At 70.2% G+C, this 13,303-nt stretch carries 14 protein-coding genes; 10 read left to right on the top strand and 4 right to left on the bottom strand.

Features of this window, described 5'->3' with window-relative positions:
• From DEW08_RS23350 to DEW08_RS23335, 4 genes are all read left to right on the top strand, one after another.
• Positions 1 to 570, top strand: coding sequence for a cob(I)yrinic acid a,c-diamide adenosyltransferase (locus DEW08_RS23350; RefSeq protein WP_109331786.1), 570 nt, complete (start codon positions 1 to 3; stop codon positions 568 to 570).
• A gap of 150 nt (positions 571 to 720) precedes the next feature.
• Positions 721 to 1,470, top strand: a complete 750-nt coding sequence (locus tag DEW08_RS23345; RefSeq protein ID WP_109331781.1) for an electron transfer flavoprotein subunit beta/FixA family protein — start codon at positions 721 to 723, stop codon at positions 1,468 to 1,470.
• A 2-nt stretch (positions 1,471 to 1,472) separates the two neighbouring features.
• Positions 1,473 to 2,414, top strand: a complete 942-nt coding sequence (locus tag DEW08_RS23340) for an electron transfer flavoprotein subunit alpha/FixB family protein (protein ID WP_109331777.1) — start codon at positions 1,473 to 1,475, stop codon at positions 2,412 to 2,414.
• A 44-nt stretch (positions 2,415 to 2,458) separates the two neighbouring features.
• On the top strand, positions 2,459 to 3,337 hold the full coding sequence (locus tag DEW08_RS23335; RefSeq protein WP_109331776.1) for a 3-hydroxybutyryl-CoA dehydrogenase: 879 nt from the start codon (positions 2,459 to 2,461) through the stop codon (positions 3,335 to 3,337).
• Between the two features lie 68 nt (positions 3,338 to 3,405).
• Here DEW08_RS23335 and DEW08_RS23330 read toward each other — a convergent pair whose 3' ends face one another.
• Positions 3,406 to 4,026, bottom strand: a complete 621-nt coding sequence (locus DEW08_RS23330; RefSeq protein WP_245986934.1) for a TlpA family protein disulfide reductase — start codon at positions 4,024 to 4,026, stop codon at positions 3,406 to 3,408.
• A 63-nt stretch (positions 4,027 to 4,089) separates the two neighbouring features.
• Here DEW08_RS23330 and argH point away from each other — a divergent pair, with 63 nt between their 5' ends.
• The 4 genes from argH to DEW08_RS23310 are packed head-to-tail and all read left to right on the top strand — an operon-like array spanning position 4,090 to position 7,956.
• A complete protein-coding gene (gene argH / locus DEW08_RS23325) occupies positions 4,090 to 5,520 on the top strand; it encodes an argininosuccinate lyase (RefSeq protein WP_109331773.1) in 1,431 nt (476 codons plus the stop codon).
• Positions 5,521 to 5,528: 8 nt separating this feature from the next.
• Positions 5,529 to 5,729 carry a hypothetical protein gene (locus DEW08_RS23320; RefSeq protein WP_109331772.1) on the top strand — a complete coding sequence of 67 codons (201 nt, stop codon included), beginning with the start codon at positions 5,529 to 5,531 and terminating at the stop codon, positions 5,727 to 5,729.
• A gap of 11 nt (positions 5,730 to 5,740) precedes the next feature.
• Positions 5,741 to 7,000 carry a diaminopimelate decarboxylase gene (lysA, locus tag DEW08_RS23315; protein ID WP_109331771.1) on the top strand — a complete coding sequence of 420 codons (1,260 nt, stop codon included), beginning with the start codon at positions 5,741 to 5,743 and terminating at the stop codon, positions 6,998 to 7,000.
• Positions 6,997 to 7,956, top strand: a complete 960-nt coding sequence (locus DEW08_RS23310; protein WP_245986933.1) for an acetyltransferase domain-containing protein — start codon at positions 6,997 to 6,999, stop codon at positions 7,954 to 7,956. The genes lysA and DEW08_RS23310 overlap by 4 nt, the downstream gene beginning before the upstream one ends.
• A gap of 16 nt (positions 7,957 to 7,972) precedes the next feature.
• On the opposite strand, the gene DEW08_RS23305 is transcribed toward DEW08_RS23310, so the two are convergent.
• From DEW08_RS23305 to DEW08_RS23295, 3 genes are all read right to left on the bottom strand, one after another.
• Positions 7,973 to 8,809, bottom strand: coding sequence for a YihY/virulence factor BrkB family protein (locus DEW08_RS23305; protein ID WP_245986932.1), 837 nt, complete (start codon positions 8,807 to 8,809; stop codon positions 7,973 to 7,975).
• Positions 8,810 to 8,989: 180 nt separating this feature from the next.
• Complete coding sequence (locus DEW08_RS23300) at positions 8,990 to 9,772, bottom strand: DUF3618 domain-containing protein (RefSeq protein ID WP_109331770.1); 783 nt, start codon at positions 9,770 to 9,772, stop codon at positions 8,990 to 8,992.
• A 92-nt stretch (positions 9,773 to 9,864) separates the two neighbouring features.
• Positions 9,865 to 10,503, bottom strand: coding sequence for a TerC family protein (locus DEW08_RS23295; protein WP_245986931.1), 639 nt, complete (start codon positions 10,501 to 10,503; stop codon positions 9,865 to 9,867).
• A gap of 385 nt (positions 10,504 to 10,888) precedes the next feature.
• Here DEW08_RS23295 and DEW08_RS23290 point away from each other — a divergent pair, with 385 nt between their 5' ends.
• Both DEW08_RS23290 and DEW08_RS23285 read left to right on the top strand, forming a co-directional pair.
• Positions 10,889 to 11,611 (top strand): sugar transferase, encoded by a 723-nt coding sequence (locus tag DEW08_RS23290; RefSeq protein WP_109331768.1) that lies wholly within the window; start codon positions 10,889 to 10,891, stop codon positions 11,609 to 11,611.
• 249 nt (positions 11,612 to 11,860) lie between these two features.
• Positions 11,861 to 13,288, top strand: a complete 1,428-nt coding sequence (locus DEW08_RS23285; protein WP_109331767.1) for a S41 family peptidase — start codon at positions 11,861 to 11,863, stop codon at positions 13,286 to 13,288.
• Positions 13,289 to 13,303: the final 15 nt, after the last annotated feature.

The following is a 13,303-nucleotide window of genomic DNA, read 5'->3' as shown; positions in this document are numbered from 1 at the left end:
ATGGTCAAGCTGACCCGGATCTACACGCGCGGCGGCGACGCCGGAGAAACCTCGCTCGGCGACGGCACCCGCGTACCCAAGCACGACCTGCGCGTCACCGCCTACGGCACGGTGGACGAGGCGAACGCCGCCATCGGCATCGCGCGACTCCATACCGCCGGCATGGCCGAGGTGGACGCCATGCTGGGGCGCATCCAGAACGACCTGTTCGATCTCGGCGCCGATCTCTGCACCCCGGAGGAGCCGGAGCCCAAATACCCGCCCCTGCGCGTCGTTCAGTCGCAGGTTGACCGGCTGGAGCGGGAGATCGACGCCATGAACGCCGAGCTCGCGCCGCTGACCTCCTTCATCCTGCCGGGCGGATCGCCCGCCGCGGCCCACCTGCACCTCGCCCGCACCGTCGCGCGCCGTGCCGAACGGCATATGACCGCCCTTTCCCGGACGGAGACGGTCAATCCGGTGGCCTTGAAATACGTGAACCGTCTGTCGGACCATCTCTTCGTCCTCAGCCGCCACGTGAACGACAGGGGGGCCGGCGACGTGCTCTGGGTGCCGGGCGGAAACCGCTAGAGGCCGGATATCCGGCATTTGCCTTGAGCTTGGGCGACATTGACAGCCGAAACGGCGGCCCCTATGGTCCGTTCGCAACCACAGCAATTTGTCTCTGTGTCCGCCGGACGGATGTCCCGGCAGGCAGGGCCACAGCAAGCAAGGTGGGTCATGAAGGTTCTGGTCCCGGTCAAGCGGGTGGTGGACTACAACGTGAAGATCCGCGTGAAGGCGGATGGGTCCGGCGTTGAGACCGCCAACGTGAAGATGAGCATGAACCCGTTCGACGAGATCGCGGTCGAGGAGGCGGTCCGTCTGAAGGAGGCGGGCAAGGCGAGCGAGATCGTGGCGGTGTCGATCGGTCCTGCGGCCTCGCAGGAGACGCTGCGCACGGCGCTGGCGATGGGGGCCGACCGGGCCATCCTGGTGCAGACCGACGCCGAGACCCAGCCGCTGGCGGTGGCCAAGACGCTGAAGGCGCTGGTCGACAAGGAGGGCCCGCAGCTCGTCATCCTGGGCAAGCAGGCGATCGACGACGACTGCAACCAGACCGGCCAGATGCTGGCGGCCCTGCTCGGCTGGGGCCAGGGCACCTTCGCCTCCAAGCTGGAGGCCGGCGAGGGCAAGGTCACGGTGACGCGCGAGATCGACGGCGGTCTGGAGACGGTCGAGCTCGCCCTGCCGGCGGTGGTGACGGCCGACCTGCGGCTGAACGAGCCGCGCTACGCCTCGCTGCCCAACATCATGAAGGCCAAGAAGAAGCCGCTGGAGACCGTGACGCCCGACAGCCTGGGCGTCGACGTGGCGCCGCGGCTGAAGACGCTCAAGGTGGCCGAGCCGGCCAAGCGCAAGGCCGGCGTGAAGGTGGCGGACGTCGCCGCCCTGGTGGACAAGCTGAAGACCGAAGCGCGGGTGATCTGACCATGGCCAGCATTCTTGTTCTCGCGGAGCACGACAACGCGACGCTGAAGCCCGCCACGCTGCATGCGGTGACGGCGGCCGGGAAGATTGGTGGGGAGATCCACGTGCTGGTGGCCGGCCAGGGGGCGCAGGCCGCGGCGGCGGCGGCGGCCAGGGTGGCCGGTGTGGCGAAGGTGCTGCTGGCCGACGATGGCGCCTATGCCCACCAGCTTCCCGAGGCGGTGGCGCCGCTGGTGGTGGGGCTTGCCCAGGGTGGCTACGGCCATGTGCTGGCGGCGGCGACGTCGATGGGCAAGAACCTGCTGCCGCGGGTGGCGGCCCTGCTGGACGTGGCGATGGTGTCGGACATCACGGCGGTGGTGTCGGCGGACAGCTTCGAGCGGCCGATCTATGCCGGCAACGCGATCGCGACGGTGCAGTCGCCGGACGCGGTGAAGGTGGTCACCGTGCGCACCACCGCCTTCGAGGCGGCGGCCGGCGAAGGCGGCGCCGCGGCGGTCGAGAGCGTGGCGGCGGCGCAGGACGTGGCGGCCGGTCTGTCGCGCTTCGTGTCGGCGGAGCTGACGAAGTCGGAGCGTCCGGAGCTGACGGCGGCGCGGGTGGTGGTGTCGGGCGGCCGGGGCATGCAGTCGGGCGAGAACTTCGTGCTTCTGGAGGCGCTGGCCGACAAGCTGGGGGCGGCGGTCGGCGCCAGCCGGGCGGCGGTCGACGCGGGCTTCGTGCCCAATGATTACCAAGTCGGGCAAACCGGCAAGATCGTGGCGCCCGAGCTGTACATCGCGGTCGGCATCTCCGGTGCGATCCAGCACCTCGCCGGCATGAAGGACAGCAAGGTCATCGTCGCGATCAACAAGGACGAGGAAGCGCCCATCTTCCAGGTCGCCGATTACGGGCTCGTCGCGGACCTCTTCAAGGCCGTGCCGGAGCTGACGCAGGCCCTGTAAGGCGCGGATAGATACTCCTCCACAAAATATTGCGGGAACTTCCAATGCCTGAGATCAAGAAGATTGGCGTCATCGGTGCCGGCCAGATGGGCAGCGGCATCGCGCATGTCTGCGCCCAGTCCGGCTACGACGTGATCGTGTCGGACATCAGCGAGGAGGTGCTGCAGAAGTCCCTCGCCAACATCGCCAAGAACCTCGACCGTCAGGTCCAGAAGGGCAAGCTGAGCGAGGAGGAGAAGGCCGCCACGCTGAGCCGCATCTCCACCGGCACCGACCTGTCGGTCTTCGGCGACGCCGACCTGGTGATCGAGGCGGCGACCGAGAACGAGAACCTGAAGCGCGACATCTTCAAGAAGCTCGTTCCGAACCTGAAGCCCGAGGCGCTGGTCGCCACCAACACCTCGTCGATCTCCATCACCCGCCTGGCCGCCTCGACCGACCGTCCGGCCAAGTTCATGGGCATGCACTTCATGAACCCGGTGCCGGTGATGCAGCTCGTCGAGCTGATCCGCGGCATCGCGACCGACGAGGAGACCTTCGAGGCCGTCCGCGAGCTGACCGCCAGGATCGGCAAGACCGCTGCGGTCGCCGAGGATTTCCCGGCCTTCATCGTCAACCGCATCCTGCTGCCGATGATCAACGAGGCGGTCTACACCCTGTATGAGGGCGTGGGCGGCGTCGAGGCGATCGACACGGCGCTGAAGCTGGGTGCCAACCACCCGATGGGCCCGCTGGAGCTGGCCGACTTCATCGGCCTGGACACCTGCCTCGCCGTCATGCAGGTCCTCTACGAAGGCCTCGCCGACAGCAAGTACCGCCCCTGCCCGCTGCTGGTGAAGTATGTCGAGGCAGGCTGGGTCGGCCGCAAGGTCGGCCGCGGCTTCTACGACTATTCGAAGAACCCGCCGGTCCCGACCCGGTAAGGTTTCTTTCCGGAAAGCCCCTCTTCCCCAGGGAGGAGGGGCTTTTTCTTTTCAGTGAGCGGGCTTCCTCACCCGCCGGTCTTGACCACAGCCGGTCCGCGCCCCTGCGGCGCACCGCCACTACCGCCCATGTGCTTCTTCAGGAAGGCCGTGACGGCCGGGGAGTCCCACTCCACCGCCCCCTCGACGCGGCCGAGCTCCCGCCCCTCCTGGTCGACCAGCAGCGTCGTCGGCAGGCCGCGCAGGCCCAGCGTCTGCATGGCGCCGCTCGCCGGGTCGAGGAACAGCGACAGGTTCTTCACGCCGGTGCGCTCGTAGAAGGGCGCCACCACGTCGCGCCCGCCGCGGTCGAGCGACAGGGCGACCACCTGGAAGGCATCGCCGCCGAGCTGCGCCTGCAGCCGGTCGAGCGACGGCATCTCCTTGACGCAGGGACCGCACCAGGTGGCCCAGAGGTTCAGCAGCACCAGCCGCCCCCTGAAGTCGGCAAGGTCGGCCCGCCGGCCGTCGCCGTCCACGAAGGTCAGCGGCGGGACCGGCTTGGGCGCCTCCGCCCCGCGGAACTTCTCCAGCCCCGCCGCCGGCGTCGCCGCCCCGCCCGCCGGCTGGTCGAGCCGCAGGATCTCCGGGCCGGCCGGACGCGCGAAGGCAGTCCATAAACCGACCCCTGCCAGACCCACACAAAGCATTGCGGTGGCCGCCAAAGTCCGCATACTCACGCTCTCCGCTCCCTACCCGAAATCCGCCCCGAAATGAGCGCCGAACAGACCAAGCACGCCCCGGACGCCGCCAAGGACGCTTCTGCCGCCAGCCAGATGTGGGGCGGCCGTTTCGCCAGCGGCCCCGCCGCCATCATGGAGAAGATCAACGCCTCCATCGGCTTCGACAAGCGCCTCGCCGACCAGGACATCGCCGGGTCGAAGGCGCATGCCGCCATGCTGGCACGGCAGGGCATCATCAGCCAAGCGGACGCCGACGCGATCCGCGACGGTCTGGACCGCGTGAAGGAAGAAATCGACTCCGGCCGCTTCGAGTTCAAGGTCGAGCTGGAGGACATCCACATGAATGTGGAGGCCCGGCTGGCCGAGCTGATCGGGGAGCCGGCCAAGCGCCTGCACACCGCCCGCTCGCGCAACGACCAGGTGGCGACGGACTTCAAGCTGTGGGTGCGCGACGCCATCGACCGCGCCGACGCCGGGCTGAAGGCGCTGCAGACCGCCCTGATCGACCTGGCGGAGCAGCATGCCGACACGCTGATGCCGGGCTTCACCCACCTGCAGGCGGCGCAGCCGGTCACCTTCGGCCACCATCTGCTGGCGTATGTCGAGATGTTCGGGCGCGACCGCGGCCGGCTGACCGACGCCCGCGCCCGCCTGAACGAGTGCCCGCTGGGCTCGGCGGCGCTGGCCGGCACCCCCTACCCCATCGACCGCTTCATGACGGCCGAGGCGCTGGGCTTCAACCGCCCGACCGCCAACTCGCTGGACGCCGTCTCCGACCGCGACTTCGCGCTGGAGTATCTGGCGGCCGCCTCGATCTGCGCGGTGCACCTGTCGCGCTTCGCCGAAGAGATCGTGCTGTGGTGCTCGGTCCAGTTCCGCTTCATCCGGCTGTCGGACGCCTTCACCACCGGCTCGTCCATCATGCCGCAGAAGAAGAACCCCGACGCGGCGGAGCTGGTGCGGGCCAAGGCCGGCCGGGTCATCGGCATGCTGAACAGCCTGCTGATCGCCATGAAGGGCCTACCGCTGGCCTATTCCAAGGACATGCAGGAGGACAAGGAGCCGGTGTTCGAGGCCGACGACACGCTTGGCCTGTGCATCGCCGCCATGGAGGGCATGGTCCGCGACATGGAGCCGAACCGCGAGGCGATGCGCGAGGCGACGGCGCGCGGCTTCCTCAACGCCACCGACCTCGCCGACTGGCTGGTGCGCGAGCTGGGCATCCCCTTCCGCGAGGCGCACCACATCACCGGCCGCGCCGTGAAGATGGCCGAGGAGAAGCGCGTCGGGCTGACCGACCTGTCGCTGGCCGAGCTGCAGTCGATCGAGCCGCGCATCAGCGAGGCGGTCTATCCGGCGCTGAGCATCGAATCCTCGCTGAACAGCCGGTCGAGCTACGGCGGCCCGGCGCCCGACCGCGTCCGCGAGGCGGTGAAGGTCGCCCGGGAGCGTTTCCTGTGAGCCCCCGCATGACCCGCATCCGCCGCCCCGCCGCCCTCGCGCTGCTGGCGCTCGCCGCATCGCTGGCGCTCGCCGGCTGCGGCAAGAAGCCGGGGCTGGTCGATTACCCGCGCCCCGAGGGGCAGGTCGATCCCTATCCGCGGAAATACCCCCTGCCCTCCACCGATCCCAAGCCCGGCCAGCCCGACAGCGGTTTCACGTTCCCATGAGCAGCCCGCCGATGAGCGTCTTCGCCTACCGCTACGGCGTCCTGCACGCCGAGTCCGTTTCGCTCGCCGCGGTCGCCCGCGAGGTCGGGACCCCCTTCTACCTCTACTCCACGGCGGCGCTGGAGGCCCATTACAGCGCCTATGCCGGCGCCTTCGCCGGGCAGGATGCCGGGGTATGCTATGCGCTGAAGGCGAACTCCAATCTCGCCGTCATCCGCACCTTCGCACGGCTGGGGGCCGGCGGCGACGTCGTGTCGGTCGGCGAGATGAAGCGGGCGCTGGCGGCCGGCATCCCGGCGGAGCGCATCGTCTTCTCCGGCGTCGGCAAGACCCGCGAGGAGATGCGCGCCGCGCTGGAGGCCGGAATCCACCAGCTCAACGTCGAATCCATCCCGGAGCTGGAGGCGCTGAGCGAGGTCGCCGACTCCATGGGCGTGGTGGCTCCGGTCGCCTTCCGCGTCAACCCGGACGTCGACGCCAAGACCCATGCCAAGATCGCGACGGGCAAGAAGGAGAACAAGTTCGGCATCGACTACGACCATGCCCGCGAGGTCTACAACCGCGCGGCGGCCCTGCCGGGCATCAAGCCGGTGGGAATCGCGGTGCATATCGGCTCGCAGCTCACCGACCTCGCCCCCTTCCGCGCGGCCTACGAGCGGGTGGCCGCCCTGCTGCACCAGCTCCGCGCCGACGGGCACGACATCCAGCGGCTCGACCTCGGCGGCGGCCTCGGCATCACCTACAAGAGCGAACGGCCGCCCGACCTCGCCGACTACGCCGCGATGGTCCGCTCCATCACCGGCAACCTCGGCTGCCGCATCACGCTGGAACCGGGGCGCTCGCTGGTCGGCAATGCCGGCATCCTGGTCAGCAAGGTCATCTACGTGAAGCAGGGGCTGCACCGCCGCTTCGCCATCGTCGACGCGGCGATGAACGACCTGATCCGCCCGTCCCTGTATGAGGCCTATCACGGCATCGTCCCGGTGGCGGAGCCGGAGGCGGGCGCGGTGGAGCAGCCCTACGACGTGGTCGGCCCGGTCTGCGAGAGCGGCGACACCTTCGCCGTGCAGCGTCCGCTGCCGCCGCTGCGCGACGACGACCTCGTCGCCTTCCTGTCGGCCGGCGCCTACGGCGCGGTGATGTCCTCCAGCTACAACACCCGCCCGCTGGTGCCCGAGGTGCTGGTGAACGGCGAGCGCTTCTCCGTCATCCGGCCGCGCCCGACGGTGGAGGAGATGCTGGCGGCGGAGCGGATGCCGGACTGGCTGTGATCACCGCCGCCTCTCCGGTCAAGGCACCGGCCGAGAGCCCGCGGCAGCGCCGGCCGCTGATCGACGTGGCGCGCGGCGTGGCGCTGGTCGCCATGGCGCTCTATCACGGGTCCTGGAACGCCACCTTCCTCGGCCTGGCGTCCTTCGACCTGCTGGGCGACCCGCTGTGGCTGGCCGCCCGCACCGTCATCCTGTCGAGCTTCCTGCTGCTGGCCGGCGTCAGCCTCGTGCTGGCCAGCCGCGGCGGTCTGGACCCGCTGCGCTTCCTGCGCCGGCTGGCGATGCTGGCGGCGGCGGCGGTGGCGGTCTCGCTGTCCTCCTACCTGCTGTTCCCGGACAGCCCGATCTTCTTCGGCGTGCTGCACCATCTGGCGGTCGCCAGCATCCTGGGGCTGGTCTTCGTCCGGCTGCCGGGGCTGGTGACGCTGGCGGCGGCGCTCGCGGTCGGGCTGGTTGGCGATACGCTGTCCTTCCCGGCCTTCGACCAGCCCTGGCTGATCTGGGTCGGCATGGCGACCGTCCCGCCCAACTCCAACGACTATGTGCCGCTGTTCCCATGGTTTTCCGGCGTGCTGGCCGGCATCGCGCTGGCCCGGCTCTGGCCGGGGATCGGCCGCGGGGAAGCGCCGGCGGGCGGCATCGGCCGGGCGCTGGCCTGGGGCGGGCGTCACAGCCTCTCTGTCTATCTCGTGCACCAGCCGGTCCTGTTCGGCCTGTTCTGGCTGGCCGCTCAGGCGGTCGGGACGGAGCCCGCGACGGTGCGGGAGTTCCATGCCTCCTGCATCGCGGCCTGCACCCAGTCCGGCGGCGGGCTGGACCAGTGTCAGGCGAACTGCCGCTGCGTCCAGCGCGAGCTGACCCGCGCCGGCCAGTGGGAGGCCTTCCTGGCCGACCGGCTGGACGGCCCCGGGCGGCAGAGCATCGGCGAGGCGGTGCGGAGCTGCGGCGGGGGCTGACCCGGACCGCCGCCGGTCATTTCCCCATCCGGCGGCCCACCGTGTCGGCGACATAGGCGTCGCGGTGGCCGAGCGGCCGTTCGCCGCGCCCGCTGTCGGTGGTGTCGCGCGCCGTCTGGTGCTCGATCTCGGCGTTCAGCTCGGCCCCCAGCAGGATGACGTAGGCCGTCAGGTTGAACCACAGCAGCAGGACGACGACGGCGCCGACCGAACCATAGGTCTCGTTGTAGCTGCCGAAATACGAGACGTAGAGCGAGAAGCCGACCGAGCCCAGCAGCCAGACCAGGGTGGCGATCACCGATCCCCAGGAGACCCAGCGCCATTTCGGCTCGCGCCGGTCGGGAGCGTAGCGGTAGAGCGCCGCCAGCCCGAGGATGATGGCCACCGCCAGGATCGGCCAGCGCGCCAGCCGGGCGACCCAGCCGATCACCGTATCCTCCAGCCCGACGATGGCGATCGCGGCGGGAACCGCGACGATCAGGCCGAGCGTCACGATGATGAACAGCAGCCCCGCGACCGTCATGGCGAGCGACAGGATGGCGAGCCAGACGAAGCTCCGCCGGTCCTCCTCGCCATAGGCGATGTTCAGGGCGGTGATCAGCGAGTTGGTCCCGCGCGAGGCGCTCCACAGCGTCAGCAGCAGGCCGATCAGCACGCCCAGCCCCAGCCCCTGCGGCGGCGCGCTCGCCACCTTCTGGGTCTGGTCGCGCACGATGTCGATGACCTGCTGCGGCAGCAGGCCGGCCCATTGCTGGAGCTGCTGTTCCACCCCCGCCGGGTTGGCGACGAGGCCGTAGATGGACACCAGCGCCGCAATGGCCGGGAACAGGGCCAGCAGGGCATAATAGGCCACCCCGCCGCGACGATGGAGATGTTGTCCTTGCTCTGCTCCTCGTAGGTGCGCCAGAGGATGTCCTTCCAGCCTTTGGAAGGAATGTCGCCCGGCCGCTCGGCGGTCCGGCCGCGTCCCTGGGTGGAAATGCGGGGGTACTGGTAATGGTGACGGCGGCTCAACCCCAGCATCGGCCCACCCTTACGCCAGAGCTTCGCGCAGGGCGCCGACGCGGTAGCGCACCATCTCGATGTCGTGGAAATGCGTGCCGACGACGACGCGCAGGTCTTCCGGCAAGGGCTCGTGCAGCACCTCGCGGAACTGCTGCAGCGTGCCGTCGAGGCCGGATTCGAGACCGGCGAGGGTCAGGGTGCGCGACCGGCCGCCCTCGGGCTCGCGGGCGAAGTCGTGCCAGACCGGGTGCACCGGGGCGTCCGGCTCGGTCTGGCCGCCCAGGCGGTACAGCTCCTCCTCCAGCGCGAGGGCGCTGCGTTCGAGCTGGGTCGCCACCTGGGACAGGCGGGGCGACAGGTCGGTGTCGGCCAGCCGCAGGTCGGCCTGGCGGAAACGCTCGGCCCCCTGGCGGCAGGCGCCGGCCAGCCCGACCAGGAGGATGCGCGCCCGCTGCGGGGAGACCGGGTCCTGCAGCGCTTCGGGCGGAGCGCCGGTCACCAGCGGCGGCGTGCGGGAGATCGCCCAGGCCAGCCACAACGCGCCGATGCCGATCAACGCGACGGGCAGCGGGTTGCCGCGGATGGCGCGGGCGATACGCGTCGGATTGCCCTGAACGACGTCGCGCGCCACCTCGATCGCGCCGCCGGAAAGCTGTCCCGGCGAGAGGCGGTACTCGATCTCGTCCAGCACATGGTCCATGCGCGAGCGGATCGCGCGGATGTCCTGCTCGATGTCTTCCGGCCGGCGGCGGCCACGCGCCGAGCCGGCGGCTGCGGAGGGGTCGTGAGAGGTGTCGGTGCTGCTGCTCATGCCGGCGTTCCTCTGTTGAGGCTGCCGGCAAGCAACACGGCGACGCAGCGAAGGTTCCGCCGCCGCAGCCCAGGACTTGCCTGCGGTATCCGTCAGTAGAAGGCGGCTGCGGCCGACAGGATCTCCAGGCTGCCGCGCCAGATCATGTTCAGCGCGACATAGGCGATGATGGCGAGACCGATGTAGGCGATCCAGTGGAAGCGGTTCAGCAGCCGCGCGATCACGCTGGCCGCGGCGCCCATCAGCGCCACCGACATCAGCAGTCCCAGCGCCAGCACCCAGGGATGCTCCCGCGCCGCGCCGGCGACCGCCAGCACATTGTCCAGCGACATGGACACGTCGGCGACGATCACCTCCCACACCGCGGTGCCGACCGGCTTGCTGCCTTCGGCCGAACCTCCGCCATCCTCCTCCGCCATCAGGGCGGCGGCCTGCGCCTCCTCGTGCTGGGCGCGCAGCTCGCGGAACAGCTTCCAGCACACCCACATCAGCAGGATGCCGCCGGCCAGCGTCAGGCCGATGATGTCGAGCAGCCAGGTGGTCGCCAGCGCGAAGAGGATGCGCAGCACCACCGCGGAGGCGATGCCCCAGAAGATCACCTTGGCCCGCTGCGCCCGCGCCACCCCGGCCGCCGCCATGCCGACGACGATCGCGTTGTCGCCCGCCAGCACCAGGTCGATGAAGACCACCTGACCGAGCGCGATCAGCTCCGGAATCAATGAATCGAACACGGCGGGAAATCCCTTTCTCCGGCGGCCGGCATGACCGCTTCCGGGCGGCCCCCGGGCGGGGGCGTCGAGGCTATAGCTCCTGAACAGGCTGCAGCGCAACCGTTCAGCCTGGGAACCCGGATTCCTGCATGGCTGCGGTTGCGCCGGTGCGGGAGCCGGACGGACGGGCAGCCGGGCGGTGCGGCGCCCTTGCCGCACCCCGAATCCGGACCGCGCCCCCATGATCCGGAGGACCAGCAATCACCGGGCGGGTTGCTCCTCCGGACATCCCCTCCCACCGGCGTACCGCGCCGTTGCCACCGTCTTCCGCCGATGCGGGCGAACAAACCTGCGGCTGCCTGTGTTGCCATGCGCGCACCGTTCAATTGCGAACCGAGAGGAACAGATGGCACTTCCGCAGTCCGTCCGGCTGGGCGTCCCCCGGTTGGACCCCGTCGATCTCGCCGGCGCCGCGTCGGCCGAGGACGCCGTGGCGCGCCTGCCGGCGACGGAGCCGCTGTGCCGGAATCGGGTCAAGCGGGCGTTCGACGTCGTCGGCGCTCTCGGACTTCTGCTGCTTTTCGGACCGCTGATGCTGCTGATCGCCCTGCTGATCGTGCGCGACGGCGGCCCGGCGGTGTTCGGGCACAAGCGGATCGGCGTCGGCGGCCGATCCTTCACCTGCCTGAAGTTCCGGTCGATGGTGGTCAACTCCGGCGAGGTGCTGGAGGAGCTCCTGGCGCGCGACGCCACGGCGCGGGCGGAATGGCTGGCGACGCGCAAGCTGCGCAACGACCCGCGAATCACCCCGGTCGGCCGCTTCCTGCGCCGCTCCAGCCTGGACGAGCTGCCGCAGCTCTTCAACGTGCTGCGCGGCGACATGAGCCTGGTCGGCCCGCGCCCCATCGTGGAGGACGAGATCGGCTACTATCAGGCCTGCTATCCCTTCTACCTGCGCTGCCGGCCCGGCCTGACCGGCCTGTGGCAGGTCAGCGGGCGCAACGACGTGGACTATGTCCGCCGGGTGCAGCTCGACACCGCCTATGCGGTGGGCTGGACCTTCTGGGGCGACATCCGCATCCTGCTGCGCACCGCCGCCGTCATGGTCACCGGCCGGGGAGCCTACTGACCCGCCGGCTGCCCCCTTGCCTCCTTGCACTGCACCCTGCCGTTGCAGAACCGTGAGGCCGCCCCTACGGGAACTCCGTGCCGGGCAGCCTTGGAGATCGGCGCAACGGCATGCTAGGGTCACCCCGATGCCGTCGGCACGCCCCCGTGCCGGCGGCGTTCTGACTCGTCTGATCCGCTGAACCGCTGGTATGTTATCTTGATGCTGTCGAACCCGCCGGCCGGACCGGATAGTCGAAAGGGGCCAAGGATGGCGAAACTGCTGGCGGCTCTGCTGCTGATGATGGTGGCCATGGGGCCGGCCTGCGCGGTCGCGCCGACCAGCCGGGCCGACACCGTGGCGGCGCTCGACCGGTACAGGACCGAATTCGCCAAGGTCCGCGGCTATGGCGCGCTGTCCTCCTCGGACCGCAACTACGTGTTGTTCTCCGACGCCATGCGGCGGGTCCTGACCGAACATGTGAAGCCCTTCGACCCGCAGTATCTCGTCGACAAGGCGGTGGCCGGCCTGCAGAAGAAGAAGGCCGAGAACTCCCATGCCGGCGACCGCGCCCTGACCGAGGCCGCGCTGGACAGCATGCTGGGCTCGCTCGACCCCTATTCCAGCTTCCTCGACTCCGAGCGCTACCGCTACATCCGCGAGCAGACGCAGGGCGAGTTCGGCGGGCTCGGCATCGAGGTGACGATGGACGAGGACAGCGGGCTGATCCGCGTCGTCTCGCCCATCGACGGCTCCCCCGCCGCCCGCGCCGGCCTGCGCGCCGGCGACCTGATCGCCCGCATCGACGAGGTGGCGGTCAAGGGCATGAACCTGCAGGATGCGGTGGCGCGCATGCGCGGGCCGGTCGGTACCTCGGTCGCCCTGACGCTGCGGCGCGGCGCCAACGACCCGACCACCCGGGTGTCGCTGACCCGCGCCATCGTCAAGATCCACCCGGTGCGCTACCGGCTGGAGGGCGACGTCGCCTATATCCGCATCGCCACTTTCAACCAGCAGACCTCGACCGCGCTCGACGCGGCGGTGGAGGACATGCGGCGCCAGACCAACGGCCGGCTGGCCGGTGCGGTGGTCGACCTGCGCAACAATCCCGGCGGCTTGCTGGAGCAGGCGGTCAACGTCGCCGACCGCTTCCTGGAGGCGGTGGACATCGTCACCGTGCGCGGCCGCGACCCCGACGAGACGCGCGCCCATCACGGCACCGCCGGCGACCTGCTGCCCGGCCTGCCGATCGTGCTGCTGATCAACAGCGGCTCGGCCTCGGCGTCGGAGATCGTCGCCGGCGCCCTGCAGGACCACGGGCGGGCCCTGCTGTTCGGCACCCGCTCCTACGGCAAGGGCTCGGTGCAGACCATCTCCTCGCTCAGCGCCGACACCGGCATCCGGCTGACCACCGCCCGCTACTTCCGGCCGTCCGGCGCCCTGGTGGACTGCTTCGGCGTTTCCCCGAACCTGGAAATCAAGCCGGCCAACGGCAACGCCGAGGAGACCCACCCCGACCCGGCCACCTGCGACCCGCACGCCCCGCCGCCGCCGCCCGTCCGCACCTGGAAGATGGAGGACATGTGCCCGGAGGTGGCGGCCAACCAGTCGAAGCCGGACGCCGACCGCCCGCTGGAATGCGCGGTCACCGCCATCCGCACCCGGCTGACCGGAACGCTGGTCGGCAGCCACGACTGACGGGCGCGGCCGTCC

The sequence above is a fragment of the Azospirillum thermophilum genome (genome assembly GCF_003130795.1).
In the GTDB taxonomy this organism is placed as follows: domain Bacteria; phylum Pseudomonadota; class Alphaproteobacteria; order Azospirillales; family Azospirillaceae; genus Azospirillum; species Azospirillum thermophilum.
The sequence above is the reverse complement of the archived record's forward strand: the minus strand, read 5'-3'. Positions and strand labels throughout refer to the sequence as shown.